At 63.7% G+C, this 14,782-nt stretch carries 17 protein-coding genes; 14 read left to right on the top strand and 3 right to left on the bottom strand.

Features of this window, described 5'->3' with window-relative positions; translation table 11 throughout:
- The 10 genes from RBB46_RS22935 to RBB46_RS22890 form a co-directional block, all read left to right on the top strand.
- The coding region (locus tag RBB46_RS22935) for an FAD-binding oxidoreductase (protein WP_306031396.1) at window positions 1–1,161 on the top strand (1,161 nt) is incomplete at its 5' end.
- Window positions 1,162–1,172: 11 nt separating this feature from the next.
- Window positions 1,173–1,886: an SDR family NAD(P)-dependent oxidoreductase gene (locus RBB46_RS22930; RefSeq protein WP_306031395.1), complete on the top strand. Its 714-nt coding sequence runs from the start codon at window positions 1,173–1,175 to the stop codon at window positions 1,884–1,886.
- A gap of 57 nt (window positions 1,887–1,943) precedes the next feature.
- On the top strand, window positions 1,944–3,485 hold the full coding sequence (locus RBB46_RS22925; protein ID WP_306031394.1) for an ABC transporter substrate-binding protein: 1,542 nt from the start codon (window positions 1,944–1,946) through the stop codon (window positions 3,483–3,485).
- Window positions 3,486–3,646: 161 nt separating this feature from the next.
- Complete coding sequence (locus tag RBB46_RS22920; RefSeq protein ID WP_306031393.1) at window positions 3,647–4,588, top strand: ABC transporter permease; 942 nt, start codon at window positions 3,647–3,649, stop codon at window positions 4,586–4,588.
- Window positions 4,585–5,499: an ABC transporter permease gene (locus RBB46_RS22915; RefSeq protein WP_306031392.1), complete on the top strand. Its 915-nt coding sequence runs from the start codon at window positions 4,585–4,587 to the stop codon at window positions 5,497–5,499. Before RBB46_RS22920 ends, RBB46_RS22915 begins: the two co-directional genes overlap by 4 nt.
- On the top strand, window positions 5,496–7,292 hold the full coding sequence (locus RBB46_RS22910) for an ABC transporter ATP-binding protein (protein ID WP_306031391.1): 1,797 nt from the start codon (window positions 5,496–5,498) through the stop codon (window positions 7,290–7,292). The genes RBB46_RS22915 and RBB46_RS22910 overlap by 4 nt, the downstream gene beginning before the upstream one ends.
- A gap of 159 nt (window positions 7,293–7,451) precedes the next feature.
- Window positions 7,452–7,643 carry a PLD nuclease N-terminal domain-containing protein gene (locus RBB46_RS22905; RefSeq protein WP_306031390.1) on the top strand — a complete coding sequence of 64 codons (192 nt, stop codon included), beginning with the start codon at window positions 7,452–7,454 and terminating at the stop codon, window positions 7,641–7,643.
- A gap of 226 nt (window positions 7,644–7,869) precedes the next feature.
- Window positions 7,870–8,067: a NepR family anti-sigma factor gene (locus tag RBB46_RS22900; protein WP_306031389.1), complete on the top strand. Its 198-nt coding sequence runs from the start codon at window positions 7,870–7,872 to the stop codon at window positions 8,065–8,067.
- Entirely contained in the window at window positions 8,067–8,645 is a 579-nt protein-coding gene (locus RBB46_RS22895) for a sigma-70 family RNA polymerase sigma factor (protein WP_306031388.1), read from the top strand. The genes RBB46_RS22900 and RBB46_RS22895 overlap by 1 nt, the downstream gene beginning before the upstream one ends.
- 61 nt (window positions 8,646–8,706) lie before the next feature.
- Window positions 8,707–10,275, top strand: a complete 1,569-nt coding sequence (locus RBB46_RS22890) for a sensor histidine kinase (protein ID WP_306031387.1) — start codon at window positions 8,707–8,709, stop codon at window positions 10,273–10,275.
- 96 nt (window positions 10,276–10,371) lie between these two features.
- On the opposite strand, the gene RBB46_RS22885 is transcribed toward RBB46_RS22890, so the two are convergent.
- Window positions 10,372–10,551, bottom strand: a complete 180-nt coding sequence (locus RBB46_RS22885) for a DUF1328 domain-containing protein (RefSeq protein ID WP_306031386.1) — start codon at window positions 10,549–10,551, stop codon at window positions 10,372–10,374.
- Between the two features lie 558 nt (window positions 10,552–11,109).
- Between RBB46_RS22885 and RBB46_RS22880 the strand changes: the two genes are divergently transcribed.
- From RBB46_RS22880 to RBB46_RS22870, 3 genes are all read left to right on the top strand, one after another.
- Window positions 11,110–12,117, top strand: coding sequence for a PRC-barrel domain-containing protein (locus RBB46_RS22880; protein WP_306031385.1), 1,008 nt, complete (start codon window positions 11,110–11,112; stop codon window positions 12,115–12,117).
- Between the two features lie 140 nt (window positions 12,118–12,257).
- Window positions 12,258–12,608 (top strand): YqjD family protein, encoded by a 351-nt coding sequence (locus tag RBB46_RS22875; RefSeq protein WP_306031384.1) that lies wholly within the window; start codon window positions 12,258–12,260, stop codon window positions 12,606–12,608.
- Window positions 12,609–12,611: 3 nt separating this feature from the next.
- Complete coding sequence (locus RBB46_RS22870; protein WP_306031383.1) at window positions 12,612–13,031, top strand: hypothetical protein; 420 nt, start codon at window positions 12,612–12,614, stop codon at window positions 13,029–13,031.
- 12 nt (window positions 13,032–13,043) lie between these two features.
- Here the strand turns inward: RBB46_RS22870 and RBB46_RS22865 are convergent, their stop codons facing one another.
- Together RBB46_RS22865 and RBB46_RS22860 are read right to left on the bottom strand one after the other, a co-directional pair.
- On the bottom strand, window positions 13,044–13,589 hold the full coding sequence (locus RBB46_RS22865; RefSeq protein ID WP_306031382.1) for a sigma-70 family RNA polymerase sigma factor: 546 nt from the start codon (window positions 13,587–13,589) through the stop codon (window positions 13,044–13,046).
- On the bottom strand, window positions 13,586–13,786 hold the full coding sequence (locus RBB46_RS22860) for a NepR family anti-sigma factor (RefSeq protein ID WP_306031381.1): 201 nt from the start codon (window positions 13,784–13,786) through the stop codon (window positions 13,586–13,588). The genes RBB46_RS22865 and RBB46_RS22860 overlap by 4 nt, the downstream gene beginning before the upstream one ends.
- 136 nt (window positions 13,787–13,922) lie before the next feature.
- Between RBB46_RS22860 and RBB46_RS22855 the strand changes: the two genes are divergently transcribed.
- Complete coding sequence (locus tag RBB46_RS22855) at window positions 13,923–14,717, top strand: response regulator (protein ID WP_306031380.1); 795 nt, start codon at window positions 13,923–13,925, stop codon at window positions 14,715–14,717.
- Window positions 14,718–14,782: the final 65 nt, after the last annotated feature.

Genomic DNA, 14,782 nt, shown 5'->3' with positions numbered 1-14,782 from the left:
CCGACCCCCGACGTGCTTGTCATTGGCGCCGGTATCACCGGCACCTCGGCGGCACTCGAACTGGTCGGCAGCGGGGCGCGGGTGGAGGTTATCGATAGCTACGGTCCGGCGGCGATGGCATCCGGATGGACGCTTGCAGGTGTGCGCCAGTCGGGCCGGCATCCGGCGGAACTGCCGCTGGCGCGTGCCGCGGTGGAGATCTGGGCCGGCCTCGACGAATTGCTCGGAACGACAACCGGATACCGGCGCTCGGGCAACCTGCGCCTTGCCCGCAACGAGAGCGAGATCGACACCCTCCGCGCGCTGGTTGCCAGCCAGACCGCAGCCGGCCTGCCGCTCGACTTCCTCCCCGACCTGCGGGGAGTGCACGAAATCGCCCCGGCCCTATCCGACAAGGTGCTCGCCGCCTCCTTTTGCCCGACCGACGGGCATGCGGACCCGGTGGCAACGGTCGAGGCCTATGCCCGCCGCGCGGAAGCACTGGGCGCGCGCCTCTCGTTCGGCGAGAAAGTGCTGCATCTGGAAAGGGAGGGCGAGAACATCGTGCGGGTCGTGACCGACCGCAGAACTCTCTCCCCCGGCGCGGTGCTCATCGCCGCCGGCTTCCTCGTCAATGACCTGCTCGGCCCGCTCGGCCAGGAAATCCCGCTCCGCAGACCGATGGTGACCGTGCTTCGCAGCGCACCCTGCGCGCCGCTGCTCACGCCGGTCCTCGGCGTCGCCAACGCCGACATGGCGGCCCGGCAGGAAATCTCGGGGCGCATGCGGGTGACCAGCGGGGCGGAAGACTGGCCGGGCGAGATCGTCACGACCGACGACCGGCCGACCATTCGCCCACGCATGCGCGGTGTGCGCGAGACCATCGACAAGGTGTCCAACGTGCTGCCCGGCTTTGCCGAGCTGGAACTCGCCGGCGTGTGGGCCGGTGCGCTCGACCTGACGCCGGACGCCCTGCCGGTGATCGGCCGCGTCCCCGGCCTTGCCAATATCGTCGTCGCCGCGGGGTTTTCAGGGCACGGCTTCGGCATCGGCCCGGTAACCGGCCCGATCGCCGCCCGGCTCGTGCTGGGCAAGCCCCCCGGCCACCCGATCGACAGTTTTCGCTTCGATCGGTTCGCACGCGGCACGGCCGCACCCGCCCCGCTCACCCTGCACGGTTGAAGGAGACCGCCTTGCTCAGTCCCAAAGGTCGCGTCGTGATGGTATCGGGAGCAAACCGCGGGATCGGCCTCGCGATCGCGCGCAAGCTGCTGGAAAAGGGCTACAGCGTGAGCGCAGGGGCACGCGATCCGCAGTCCTTGCGGGAGGCGCTGGCGGAAGCACCGCAGAACCGATTTGTTGCCTGTCGCTACGACGCCGCCGACCGCGGCACGCACCAGTCCTGGCTGGACAAGACCCTTGCCCGCTTCGGCCGCCTGGACGGCCTCGTCAACAATGCCGGCACCTCCAACACGTTCTCCATCGAGGAAGGCGAGGAGGCGGATCTGGACGCGCTGTGGGCGATCAACGTCAAGGGTCCGCTTTTCATGACACGGATCTGCATGCCGCATCTGAAGGCGTCGGGCTCCGGCCGCGTCATCAATGTCGCCTCGCTTTCGGGAAAGCGCGTGCGCAACGAGAATATTGCCTACAATATGACGAAACACGCGGTCATGGCGCTGACCCACGGCACCCGCCGCATCGGTTGGGATCACGGCGTGCGCGCCACCGCCGTCTGTCCGAGCTTCGTCGCCACCGACCTGACCGACGGGGTCACCAAGGTCTCCCGGGAGAAGATGATCGACCCTGCGGACTTTGCCGAGATAACCGCCCTGGCGCTGGCCCTGCCGAACACGGCAGCCATGGCGGAAATGCTGGTGAATTGCCGGCTGGAAGACACGTTGTAGGAGCAGCGTGAACGAGGGCTTCAACAAAAAACAAGACCACGACCAGAGGATGAGAACATGAAGATCAGGACGGGAATTGCACTCGCAGCCATATTGGCGGCAAGCAACGCCTTTGCTGCCGGAACGACACTGAATGTCGGCATGGGCAGCGCCGATGCCGGCAAGCTGGACCCGCATGTGGCCACCTCGACACCCGACAAGGGGCTGCTGCACTGGATGTTCAACGGTCTTGTGCGCATCAAGCCCGGCGAGGCCAGCCCGGAATTCATCGAGCCCGACATCGCCAAGAGCTGGACCAGTTCCGAGGACGGCCTGACCTGGGTGTTCTCGCTGCGTGACGACGTGGAATGCCACGGCGACTACGGCAAGCTCGATGCCGAGGACGTCGCGTACTCTCTAAAGCGCTCCTCGAATCCGGATATCTCCGCCTTCGCCAAGGACTACAGCGCGATCGACAGCATCGAGGCCAGCGGGCCGCTGGAGGTCACCGTCAAGCTGAAGGAAAAAGTGCCCAGCCTGCTCGGTCTCCTGGTGCCGTATCACGGCGGCAACATCGTTTGCAAAGACGCCGTCGAGGCGCTTGGCGAGGAATACCAGCGCACCCCGATCGGCACCGGCCCCTTCATGTTCGCCGAGTATCAGCCGCAGCAGTTCGTGAAACTGGTCGCCAACCCGGAATATTTCCGCGGCGAGCCGAAGATCAAGGAAATCTACTACCGCTACATCCCTTCCGATGCCTCGCGTGATCTTGCCTTCCAGTCCGGCGAGATCGACATGATCTACGGCAAGCAGGAGCAGACCTGGGTCGAGCGCATCAAGCAGGTACCGGGTACCAAGGTGGTGGTGATGAAGCCGGGCGAAATGTCCGTCATCCATCTCAACATGACGATGCCGCCGCTCGACGACGTGCGCGTGCGCAAGGCCGTCGCCCATGCGATCAACCGTGATGCGATGGTCCAGTTCAAGGGGCCGGACGTGACCCTCGCCGCGATCTCCCCGGTGCCGGAAGGCCATCTCGGCTTCACCGCGGACGTGCCGAACTACGAGTACTCGCTCGAGAAGGCCAAGGCGCTTCTGACGGAAGCTGGCCATCCGGACGGAGTGACGATCAAGGCGATCCACACGACCCTGCCGGGCATGCTGTCGACAATGGAGGCCCTGCAGGCGCTGTTGCGCGAGGCCGATATCAATCTCGAGATCGAGACCGTCGAGCACGCCACCTTCCACGAGCAGATCCGCAAGGACATGAGCCAGGTGACGCATTACGCGGCCGCCCGGTTCCCGGTCGCCGACGTGTATCTCAGCCAGTTTTTCCACTCGGATGCGATTGTCGGCACTCCGACGGCGATCACCAACTTCTCCCATTGCGCCGTTGCCGATGCGGAGATCGAGGCGGCCCGGACCGAGGGCAATGCCGAAAAGCAGATCGAGTACTGGGCCACCGCCCAGCGCAAGATCATGGAAGAGGTCTGCGCCGTGCCGATCGTACAGAGCATGCAGCTGTGGGCCTGGAAGGACACGCTCGACCTCGGCGTCGAGGTCAACGGGTCGCTGAACCTCAGCCCGCCGGTGACCGAGGCAGCGTCGTTCTCGGAATAACACCCACTCCGCACCGGGAGGCCCTTTACCGGCCTCCCGGCAAGTGACGACGCGGTCCTCTGCGATAGCCGTCCCGGCTGGCAAAGAGGGCTGCTCTCATCCGCTGCTCCGGCCGCCGCCTCCGCGGCCCAGTCCGGCGCGAGCGACGGAGGTGCCTTTGCATGACGGCTTTCATCCTCAAGCGGCTCGGCTTCGCGGCGATCACGCTGTTTGCCGTGCTGACCATCGTGTTCTTTATCGTGCGGGTGCTCCCCGGCGACCCGGCCATGGCCATTCTCGGCGACCAGGCGAGCGCATCGGCACTTGCCGCCCTGCGCGTCCGGCTCGGCCTCGACGTGCCGCTCTACCAGCAATATGTCGAGTTTCTCGCCGGCGTCCTCGTCGGTGACTGGGGCGTTTCCATGGTGTCCGGCCGGCCCGTGATCGAGGAGATCCTCAAGGTTCTGCCGGCAACGATCGAGCTGACGCTTGCCTCTCTCGTCCTGGGCATCGCCGTCGGCCTGCCGACGGGCGTATGGTCGGCGGTGCGGCGCAACAAGCTGCCGGACTATCTCGCCCGCATCGGCTCGCTGCTGGGCCTCTCCTTTCCCGCTTTCGTTTCGGCCGTGCTTCTCCTGCTGCTGTTCGCGATCCAGTTGCGCTGGTTCCCGGTGATCAGTTCCGGGCAGGGTGACGGGCTCGGCGACCGGCTGCGCGACCTGGCGCTCCCCGCGATCAACCTGGGCCTGATCATGGCCGCCTACATCACCCGCGTGACCCGGTCGGCCATGCTGGAGGTGCTGAACCAGGACTACGTTCGCACAGCCCGGGCCAAGGGGCTCGCCTTCGCCGTCATCGTCTGGCGGCACTGCCTGAGGAACGCACTCATCCCGGTGGTCACCGTGGTGGGGCTCTATCTCGGCATTCTCATCGGCAATTCCGTGCTTACGGAAATCGTCTTCAACCGTCCCGGCCTCGGAAAGCTCATCGTCGGCGCGCTCAACCAGCGCGACTACACGATGCTGCAGGGAATGATGGTGATCTACACGCTCATCGTCGTGCTCGTAAACCTGGTCACCGACCTGACCTACGGCCTCATCGACCCGAGGATCAAATACGCATGACGACGCCCCAGACCGCCGTGACGGCAAGGCGCCCGTCACGCATGACCTATTACCGCCTCGCCCTGGCGACCGTCGGCCGGGGCGTGTTCAACGCCTTCAACGCCAACAAGACCTCGTGGGTGGGCCTTGCCATCTTCGTGGTGGTGGCGCTGCTGGCCATCCTCGCACCGGTGATCGCCCCCTACGATCCACTCGACCAGAACATCCTCTACCGGCTGAAGCCGCCGTCCGAGGCCCACTGGTTCGGCACCGACTACTATGGCCGGGACACGCTGTCACGGATCCTGTGGGGTGCCCGCATCTCGCTGGTGATCGGCCTGCTCGCCATCGGTTCGGCGATGATCATCGGCACGCTGATCGGCATGGTCGCCGGATACTTCGGCGGCCGAACCGATCTCCTCATCATGCAGGTGATGGACGTGCTGCTGGCGTTCCCCTCGCTGATCCTCGGCCTCATCGTCGTCGCCATGCTGGGGCCTTCGATCACCAATCTGGTGATCGCCATCTCGCTCACGGCGATCCCGCCCTTCTCGCGGATCGCGCGCGCGCCGACGATATCCATCAAGAACCGGGAGTTCATCGAGGCGGGACACGCGCTCGGCTACTCGCATATCCGGCTGATGTTTCGCCACATCCTGCCCAATATCGCACCGGAAGTGCTGGTGATGGGATCGCTGTGGCTGGCCACCGCCATCCGCGTCGAGGCCTCGCTCGCCTTCATCGGCCTTGGCGTCAACCCGCCAACGGCAACCTGGGGCGGAATGATCCGCGAAGGCTTCGAGAACATCCTGGACAGCTTCTGGCTGGCGCTGTTCCCGTCGCTGGCAATCCTGATCGTCGTGTTTTCGCTCAACCTGCTGGGCGACGGCCTGCGAGACGCGGTCGACCCGCGCCTGAAGGGGGAAGAATGACCGAACCCATCCTCACGGTCGACGGCCTGACCACGTCGTTCCGCGTCGACAAAAAATGGCAGCCGGTCGTCCGCGATCTCGACTTCACCATCGACAAGGGCGAGACGGTCGCCATCGTCGGCGAGAGCGGCTCGGGCAAATCCGTCACCGCGCTGTCGATCATGCGGCTGCTCCAACCCGGCAGCAGCAGGATCGAGGGATCGGTGCGGCTCGCGGGCACCGACCTTCTCGGCCTCGATGAAGAGGCGATGCGGGACGTGCGTGGCGGCGACATCGGCATGATCTTCCAGGAACCGATGACCAGCCTCAATCCGGTGCTCAAGATCGGTTTCCAGATCGCCGAGGTGCTGCGACGACACCGGGGCATGGACGCGGCCGCCGCCGAGGCGGAGGTCTTGCGGCTTTTCGACCTGGTACGCATTCCCGATGCCAAGCGGCGGCTTGGCGAGTACCCGCACAGCTTCTCAGGCGGTATGCGCCAGCGCGCCATGATCTCGATGGCACTTGCCTGCCAGCCGAAGCTGCTGATCGCCGACGAGCCGACGACGGCTCTCGACGTCACCATTCAGGCGCAGATCCTTGAACTCGTCCGCGAGCTCCAGAAAGAGATCGGGATGGCGGTGATGTTCATCACCCACGACATGGGCGTGGTCGCGGAAATCTCCGACCGGGTGGTCGTCATGTTGCGCGGAGACAAGGTGGAGGACGCCGCAGTCAATGATCTCTTCGCCGCCCCGAGACATGCCTATACGAAGATGCTGCTGGGCGCCGTGCCGAAGCTCGGCGGGCTCGGCGACACCAAGACCCCGCGCCGGTTTCCCAAGCTGGACGCGGACGGAGCCGGTCCGGAGCCGCAAAACGAACCCGACACCCGTGGCAAGACGCTTCTCGAGGTGAGAAACCTCACCACGCGCTTCACCATCCGCGGCGGCCTCCTCAACAGGCCCGTGGGCAATGTACACGCCGTCGAGGACGTGTCGTTGACGCTCGCGGCAGGCGAGACACTGGCTCTTGTCGGGGAATCGGGCTGCGGCAAGTCGACAACAGGCCGCTCGATCCTGCGTCTGGTGCAGCCGGCCGGCGCGGAAATCCTGTTCGAGGGCAAGGACCTGATGGCGGCCGGCCACGCGGAACTCAGGGTCGCCCGAAGGCGTCTGCAGATGATATTCCAGGACCCGTACGGCTCGCTCAATCCGCGCCAGGCGGTGGGCTCGGCCATCGCCGAACCGATCCGGGTGCACAGGCTGATGGACGACGAGGCGATCCCGGACCGGGTAAGCGAACTGCTCAACCTTGTCGGGCTGGAGGCGGAGCACGCGCTGCGGTTTCCACACGAGTTCTCCGGCGGCCAGAGACAGCGCATCTGCATCGCCCGCAGTCTGGCGCTCGAACCCAAGGTGATCGTTGCGGACGAGTCCGTATCCGCGCTCGACGCCTCGATCAAGGCGCAGGTCATCAACCTGATGCTCGACCTGCAGCGGGAACTGGGGCTCGCCTATCTGTTCATCAGTCACGACATCGCCGTGGTCGAGCGGGTCAGCCATCGCATTGCCGTCATGCTGCTCGGCGAGATTGTCGAGATCGGCCCGAGGGACGCGATCTTGCGCAATCCCCAACATCCTTACACGAAGAAGCTGATCGAGGCCGTGCCCATCCCCAACCCGGCCGAGAAACGCAAGCGCGGCGCCCTTCTCACCGACGAGTTGAAGAGCCCCGTCCGGGCGCTTGACTGGGTGCGTCCGGCCTCGCGGATGTACCCCGTCGGCGAGGGCCATCTGGTGCGCGAGTTCTAGGCAGAATCTGCAGGCGGCGGGCGCAGTGCCCGCCGCAGGCGGATGCACGGCTGTCTGGCCAATGCCGCTCCGCCGGACCTCCAGTGGAACCAAACAAACCTTGTCGCGTTCTGTTTGTGAAGGCCGTGCTTGCGGCACACAAACCTGAGGAGCGAGATCATGGGCATCGAGGTCGGAGGTCTGCTGGGCCTTATCATTCTGGTTCTCGACGTTTACGCCATCGTCAAGACGGTCGGATCGGGATCATCCACCGGCAGCAAGGTCATCTGGGTGGTTCTCATCCTGCTCCTGCCGGTCATCGGCTTCCTGCTCTGGTTGGTCGCGGGACCAGCAAGGCCGGCACGCGCATAACGCCGACAGCCCGGCCGTCACAAAAATCACCAGCCGATGGAACCAAGGCGATCGCGGTGCGTTTGCCTTGAACGTTCCGTCCTTGCGGCAGCGGCGCCGGCTCAGGTTTGCCCGCCCCCGGCTCCTGAAGTGCCCGACCCCGGCAACACGGGACAGCCGGGCGAGCCACTTGGGGAAGACCTGTCTCGTCGCGGCCCTGCCTGTTCTTGAAAAGGAAATGTCTGACATGGCAACTCCGAGCCATAAAATCCTGCAAGAAGAAGTGCGGTCGGGCGCCGACGGGGACATTCGCGCGCGCATCGGCACCCGCTTGAAGGCCTATTATGAGGATATCCTGACGCAGCCCGTGCCTGACCGCTTCGAGAACCTGTTGAGACAACTCGCCGAACAAAGCGCTTCCCCGCGCGAACAGGAGAAACGCTAATGGCGAACGTACCTGTCGAAACCCGCGAGGAAATGCTGGCCTGCATCCCGAGCCTGCGCGCCTTTGCCACCTCCCTCACGGGCACCCGTGACCGGGCGGATGACCTCGTCCAGGAAGCGTTGATGAAGGCGTGGGCGAACATCGGCAGATTCAAGACCGGCACCAACATGAGAGCCTGGCTCTTCGTCATTCTGCGCAACGCGTTCTATTCCAGCTGCCGCAAGACCAAACGCGAGGTGCCGGACCCGGACGGCCGGTATTCCGACACCTTGGCCGAACATCCGGGCCAGACCGCTCATCTCGACTTCGAGGATTTCCGCGACGCGCTCGCGCAGTTGCCCGAAGACCAGCGTGAAGCGCTTGTCCTGGTCGGAGCATCCGGCTTCTCCTATGAGGAGGCGGCCGAAATCTGCGGTTGCGCGGTCGGAACGGTAAAAAGTCGCGTCAACCGGGCCCGCAACAGGCTGGCCGAAATTCTCAGTGTGGTGTCTGCCGGGGAGTACGGGCCCGACCAGTCCCTCCAGGCAGCGGTTTCGATGTCCTCGGTGTCAACGGTAAAGCTCAGTGCCATGGAATAGATTGCCCCCGACAAGCACAAGGCTTGATCGCCGACTGTTCGGCCATATCGCGGCGGCACTGGTGCCACTCGCCGCCCTTGCCTTCCTGTTGTCCTATTCGGACCATCTGCGCCGCGCGGACGAAGAACACGCCCGCTTCATCGACTATGCGCGCCTGATCGGCCAGTCGAGCGCCAAGGTGATGGCACGCGCGGAAGGGTATGCAGGCGCACTTGCCGCCATTCCCTCCGCCAGCCTGGGAGATTGTGAAGATCTGTTCGCCTCCATGCGCGAGGAACTGATCGAGGCGGTCGAACTGGACATTGCCCGCAGTGGGGAACGGCTGTGCAAGGTTGTCCTGAGCGAGGGCAAAATCACGCCGCTCCCGACAGGCGCGGCGCACGCGCCTGCCAGTACCGCGATCGCTGTCTCCCGCGTCAATGAAGCAACCGGCCTGCGCATAGGGATCGGCCTGCGCCCACAGACGCTTCTCACGGCGCCGATCGCGGCCACCATCTCCAGCAATATCGGGTTTGCCCTTGTTGACGAAGCTGGCACCGTCCTCGCCTCTCACACTTATGACACCAACTATCAGCGAGCCTTTCTGGATGCTGTCGGCAGTCTCACGCGGGTGAACTGGCCAGCCGGATCGTTCACGGAGACCGACAACGGATGGTATATCGGCTCCGCCGCTCTGCCCGGCACGCAATACCGCGTCGTCACCGCCAGCCAACCGACGGCGACACTGCTTGAGCCCTGGCTCAGCATCACCAGTGCCCTCGTGCCTCCCCTCCTGCTTCTCGCTATCGTGTTCGTCGTGCTGCGCTACGGCATCCAGCGGTTCCTTTTGCGCTATCTCAACCACATCTACGCGACCTTCCGCAGATACGGGGCCGGCGACACCAAGGCACGCGTCGGCGAACTGGTCGCCGCTCCACCCGAGATAAGCCTGCTTGGAATAACGTTCGACATGATGGCCGACCGTATCGACCATCGGGCACGCGACCTGGAGGAAGCTCTCGGCGAACAGCAGCGGCTCAGCCGCGAACTGCACCACCGGATCAAGAACACCTTGCAGATGATCACCAGCCTCGTGGCGATGCAGCGGCGCGACGCAACGCAGGACAACGAGAAAGCCGTCCTGCGCGTCGCCCTGGAGCGGGTTCTGTCCATCTCTGCCGCGTACAGGATCTCCTATGCCTCGAACGATGGGACGGACGTCGCCATAGAGGCCCTGGTTCGGGACGTGGTGGAATCGCTGAGGGGACCTGCGATGGTCTCACAAGGCAAAGTCCAAATTCTTTTCAGTGAGACAAGCAACTCGTCCATCGACCTCGACCGGGCAATCCCGTTGGCATTCATCCTTGCCGAACTGCTGCCGCAGCGTTTCGACAGCCTGCAAAACGGTGAGAGGCTCGATATCGAGATAGAGGGAGGGGAGACAATCTCCCTCCTGATTTCGGGGGCGAGCGGAATCGAGGAAGTGCTTGACGACGTGGAGGGAGAGGCGCCGCTACGAGCACGCCTTGTTCGTGCCTATCTTCGTCAACTCTCCGCATCCTGCACGCTGGAAGGCAACACGACACGACTGGAGATACCGGCGACCCGGCAGCCGGAGACGCGCGATCAGGTCGGGAGCCCGTCGATCTGACCGGCTCGGCGCGCTTGCGTTCGAGCCGGTCAAAAAAAGCACCGCGGGCGATGGGGTCGACCGCGGCGCATTGTCTTGAAGAGACAGGTTTGGCTGTCAGACCGTCGGCGGGCGACGGCCGCTGATCAGGCCGTAAATCACCGAAACGACGAAAAGCACCAGCGCGACCACGAAAATCAGCTTGGCGATCCCGATTGCGGTGCCGGCCACGCCGCCGAAACCAAGAAACGCCGCGATCAACGCGATGACCAGAAACGTCAGAGCCCAGGCAAACATCGTTTTCTCCTTATCGTCAATTCAGGATCTTTCGGCGAATTTCGTACAAAATCAGAGAAACTTGCTTCAACTCGCAGTCACTCTGATTTATTCGCAAGATCGATATTGCAGGCATGCGGAACGCCATGCGCTGTCCATTGAAGAACGTCTCAAGCTCAATTTGGTTCGATTGAAAATTGCCTGACCAAATTCAAGTCCCGCGATCCTCGGCAAGCCGTCCCGGACAGGGGGCATCGACGCCCGCATGGCCATGCAGACATACTCTGCCCGGCCGGAACACCTTCGACATGCGGCATGCTTCGCCTGCTCCCACTGTCGCAAGGCCCACGCCGACGACCGGGGCCCCGGCCCTTTCCCCGGATCCGGCCTATCAAATAAACCGCGAGCGCCACCTCGGCGGAGCGCTCATGCAGGCTGTCCATGAACAATTGAAAAAATCCCGGAACTTTTCCAGCGCCAGGTGGTTGACCTGACATCAACAGCATGAACTGCGCATACGAACACATGTACTGCGCGGATGCATTGATGAATGACGAATACACATCGGGAGATCATGACATGATCCGCACACTTCTGACGACCACCGCCCTCGCCGCCGCCCTGACCACCGGCGCACTGGCGAGCGACACAATGAAGACGGACGGCCGGGCCGAGGCGGGCTCGGGTGACGCCGTGTTCTCCATCCAGTCCGACACGCAACCGATGCAGAGCGAAAACGGCTACTTCGCCGCCTCGCAGTCCCAGATCCTGGCGACCTCGCTTATCGGCAAATCCCTGTACAACGGGGCCAGCGGAGAAGCCGAGGCGATTGGCGAGGTCAACGACGTCGTCCTGTCGCAGACCGGCGACGCCGAGGCCGTTGTCGTTGGCGTCGGTGGCTTCCTCGGCATCGGGGAGAAGGACGTTGCAATCGACTTCGAGCGTATCAGCTGGGTCGAGCGGGACGGTGAGCGCTGGTTGACGATCAGTGCCACCCAGGAAGAGCTGGAAACCGCTCCCGCCTTCGATCGCACGGTCCTCATGCCGGAGAACACGGCCGAGATTTCTCGCGACAGGAGCGTGATGGCCGACAACCGGATGACCTCGTCGTCGTCCGGAACCGAGCAGCCTACCGCCTCGGGTGAGGCAACGGGAGCTGCTCCGACCGCTCCCGCGGTTCCGCTGGACAAGTCCGCCGATGCGCAGGATCCCGCGATGCAGTCGGACGATACCGCAATGCAGTCCGACACCAGGGACCGGGATATCCTGGCCGAGGCATCGGTCGCCAGCGCCGACGAGCTGATCGGTACGCCGGTCTACGGTGCTCAGGACGAGAACCTCGGTGAGGTCAATGATGTGATCGTGTCCAGGGACGGCATGGTCGAGGCCTTCATTCTCGACGTGGGCGGGTTCCTTGGAATCGGCGCCAAGCCGGTCGCAATCGACGTGACCACGCTGGAGATCAAGAAGGACGAGAACGACGCCCTGCATATCTATACCGACTACACGCAGGAGCAGCTCGAGGCGCTGCCGGAATATTCGGGCAAGGCCGCCGAGGCCGAGCCGGATGCAAACATCGCCCAGTAACATCCCGCTCCTCGACGAAGACGCCGGCCGCTCGGCCGGCGTTTTCGCTTGTTCCGGTCCTGACACGACGGACCCGAAAGTTTCCTGGAACGATTCCGCGCATGGCGCGTTGTTCCCTTACCCAATCAAGGAGGTTCAAGATGGCCAGCACCGCTGCCGCTACCCGCAACACGACTTCCGGTTCCAATGCGCGCTCGGAAGAGCACGCGGCGACGATCGAGCAGAACATCGAACGCCTTCGCGGCGACATTTCGGCCCTTGCGGAGTCGATCACGCGCTATGGCACCGACAAGACCGGCGAGTACAAGGACCGGGCGAACAAGGCAGGCAAGAACATCGCGAATGCCTCCCAGCAGACGCTCGACAGCCTGACCGAGGAGCTCAACAAGCTGGAGCGTTCGCTGACGACGCAGGTTCGCGAGAAACCACTGCAGTCGCTCGGCATCGCCGCCGGCATCGGCTTTCTCATTGCTCTTCTTGCGCGGCGCTGACCGATGCTGCGCCTTGTGCCACTTCTGGCCTCGGCCCTTGGCACGGATTTCGGCGCGGTTCTGCGCAGGGGGCGCCGGTCGGCCCTGATTTGTCTGCTGGCTGGCGTCTTGCTGCTGGGGACATACGCTGCCGTGCTTGCCGCCGTGGGACTTTACCTCTCCACGCTGCTGGGCGCCGTCAACGCGGCGCTTGCCATTGCCGCGGCGCAGCTGGCGATCGCCGCGCTGCTGGTGGCGGCGCTGTCTCTCGTCAACTCGCTGGAACGGCGGCGAGAGCGGAAACGTGAGGGCAGTCAAGCGCTGCTTGCCACGCTCGCGCTTTCCGTGCTGCCCTCGCTGACGCGCTCACGGGCCGGGCTCGGCCTGGCCGTTGCCGGCGGTCTGGCTTTGCTCCTCGCGGCCAGGAATCGCGACCACGACTGAGGTCGCCGCTCCTCAGGCCGCGGGCGTAGGCATGTCCGGCGCCGGCATATCGCCTTCAGCAAGTGTCAGCAGTTCACGCAGTCGGGCACGAGCCCGGTTGACCCGGCTCTTTACCGTCCCGACAGCACAGTCACAGATATCGGCAGCCTCCTCATAGGAAAAACCGGACGCGCCGACGAGAACGACCGCCTCGCGTTGGTCGCTCGGCAACGCCTCCAGCGCACGGCGGAAATCCTGAAAGGCAAGCGAAGCATATTGTCCGGGACCGACCGCAAGCCTTTCGGTCAGTTGCCCGTCCCTGTCCGAAATTTCCCGCCCGGCCTTCCGGGCCCGGCTGTAAAATCCGTTTCGCAGGATGCGGAACAGCCAGGCCTTCATGTTCGTGCCGAGCGTGAATGTGTGCTGGTTGGCCCATGCCCGCAGGATCGCATCCTGAACGAGATCATCGGCAAGGTCGCTTCTGCCGCAAAGAGAGACCGCAAAGGCGCGCAAGGCCGGCAATTGCGCAAGCAGGGCACGCTTGAACTCCGGATCCGGAGACGAGGGAGCTTCACTCATTTCCCGTCGGATCCGGAGACTTTTTTCTCCGCCTCGTCAAGTCGCTCCAGAAGCTCCAGGAACCTGTCGGGAATGCCCTCGTCCTGGACGGAATCGTAGAATTCGCGCAGCTTCTCCGTGATCTGCTCATGGCTGACCGTTGAGTGCTTGCCTGGATGCGGCGTGCTCCCTGCCGCGGTTTTCTTGAATCCGTTCATCGATAGCGTGCCCGGTTCGTTTGCCTATTCCAGGTTACAGGGCTTAACTCAAAAAATCACCCACCGAGGGAACTTTCGGTTCTCCCGGGCGTTGCCTTGTTGTTGAATACCGCCAAAGGTGAACAGGGAGACACACATGTCACTTTCCACCCGCATTGCGTCTCATCTCCCGTATTTGCGGCGATACGCAAGGGCGGTCACAGGGTCACAGAAGTCCGGCGATGCCTATGTCGCGGCAGCTCTGGAAGCCCTGATAGCGGATGTCTCGAGCTTTCCCGAAACAGGGAACGACCGCGTTTCGATCTACAAGGTCCTTGCCTCGGTCTACGGCTCCACCCGGGTCGAGATAAGCGATATCCCCTCCCCCTTCGCCTGGGAAAAGCGCGCCAGCGCGAACCTGGCCATGCTGCCCTCGCAAGCGCGTCAGGCGTTCCTGCTCACCTCTGTCGAAGGGTTTGCAAGCGAAGAAGCGGCCGAGATCCTGGATGTTTCGACGGACGAGATCGACGAGCTTCTCCGCGAAGCCTCGCGCAGCATCTCCAACCAAATCGCCACCGACATCCTCATCATCGAGGACGAACCGCTGATCGCGATGGATATCGAGCATATCGTCAAGGAACTGGGTCATCAGGTGGCAGGCATCGCCCGTACCCGCACGGAGGCTGTCGACCTCTTCGGCAAGACTCAGCCAAAGCTGGTTCTCGCCGACATTCAGCTGGCCGACGGAAGTTCCGGGATCGACGCCGTCAACGAGATTCTCAAGAACGACGACATACCGGTGATCTTCATCACCGCCTTCCCCGAACGGCTTCTGACCGGCGAACGTCCGGAACCGGCGTTCCTGATCACGAAACCGTTCAATCCCGACATGGTGAAAGCCCTGATCAGTCAGGCGCTGTTTTTCGATCAGAGCGCCGGCAGCAAGGCCTGATCAGCGGCTGGTCCCCGACCGGGCGCGAACGCAGCAAGTTGACCCAACAAAAGACCGGGCCGGAG

This window comes from Stappia sp. MMSF_3263 (assembly GCF_030733745.1).
Classification (GTDB): Bacteria; Pseudomonadota; Alphaproteobacteria; order Rhizobiales; family Stappiaceae; genus Stappia.
This window is presented reverse-complemented; position numbering and strand designations above follow the sequence as displayed.

Coding starts and splice junctions, on each gene's coding strand:
- RBB46_RS22885 (WP_306031386.1), bottom strand. CDS start 10,551: ATGTTTGCCTGGGCTCTGACGTTTCTGGTCATCGCGTTGATCGCGGCG.
- RBB46_RS22880 (WP_306031385.1), top strand. CDS start 11,110: ATGATCCGCACACTTCTGACGACCACCGCCCTCGCCGCCGCCCTGACC.
- RBB46_RS22865 (WP_306031382.1), bottom strand. CDS start 13,589: ATGAGTGAAGCTCCCTCGTCTCCGGATCCGGAGTTCAAGCGTGCCCTG.
- RBB46_RS22905 (WP_306031390.1), top strand. CDS start 7,452: ATGGGCATCGAGGTCGGAGGTCTGCTGGGCCTTATCATTCTGGTTCTC.
- RBB46_RS22875 (WP_306031384.1), top strand. CDS start 12,258: ATGGCCAGCACCGCTGCCGCTACCCGCAACACGACTTCCGGTTCCAAT.
- RBB46_RS22920 (WP_306031393.1), top strand. CDS start 3,647: ATGACGGCTTTCATCCTCAAGCGGCTCGGCTTCGCGGCGATCACGCTG.
- RBB46_RS22895 (WP_306031388.1), top strand. CDS start 8,067: ATGGCGAACGTACCTGTCGAAACCCGCGAGGAAATGCTGGCCTGCATC.
- RBB46_RS22915 (WP_306031392.1), top strand. CDS start 4,585: ATGACGACGCCCCAGACCGCCGTGACGGCAAGGCGCCCGTCACGCATG.
- RBB46_RS22925 (WP_306031394.1), top strand. CDS start 1,944: ATGAAGATCAGGACGGGAATTGCACTCGCAGCCATATTGGCGGCAAGC.
- RBB46_RS22900 (WP_306031389.1), top strand. CDS start 7,870: ATGGCAACTCCGAGCCATAAAATCCTGCAAGAAGAAGTGCGGTCGGGC.
- RBB46_RS22870 (WP_306031383.1), top strand. CDS start 12,612: ATGCTGCGCCTTGTGCCACTTCTGGCCTCGGCCCTTGGCACGGATTTC.
- RBB46_RS22860 (WP_306031381.1), bottom strand. CDS start 13,786: ATGAACGGATTCAAGAAAACCGCGGCAGGGAGCACGCCGCATCCAGGC.
- RBB46_RS22910 (WP_306031391.1), top strand. CDS start 5,496: ATGACCGAACCCATCCTCACGGTCGACGGCCTGACCACGTCGTTCCGC.
- RBB46_RS22855 (WP_306031380.1), top strand. CDS start 13,923: ATGTCACTTTCCACCCGCATTGCGTCTCATCTCCCGTATTTGCGGCGA.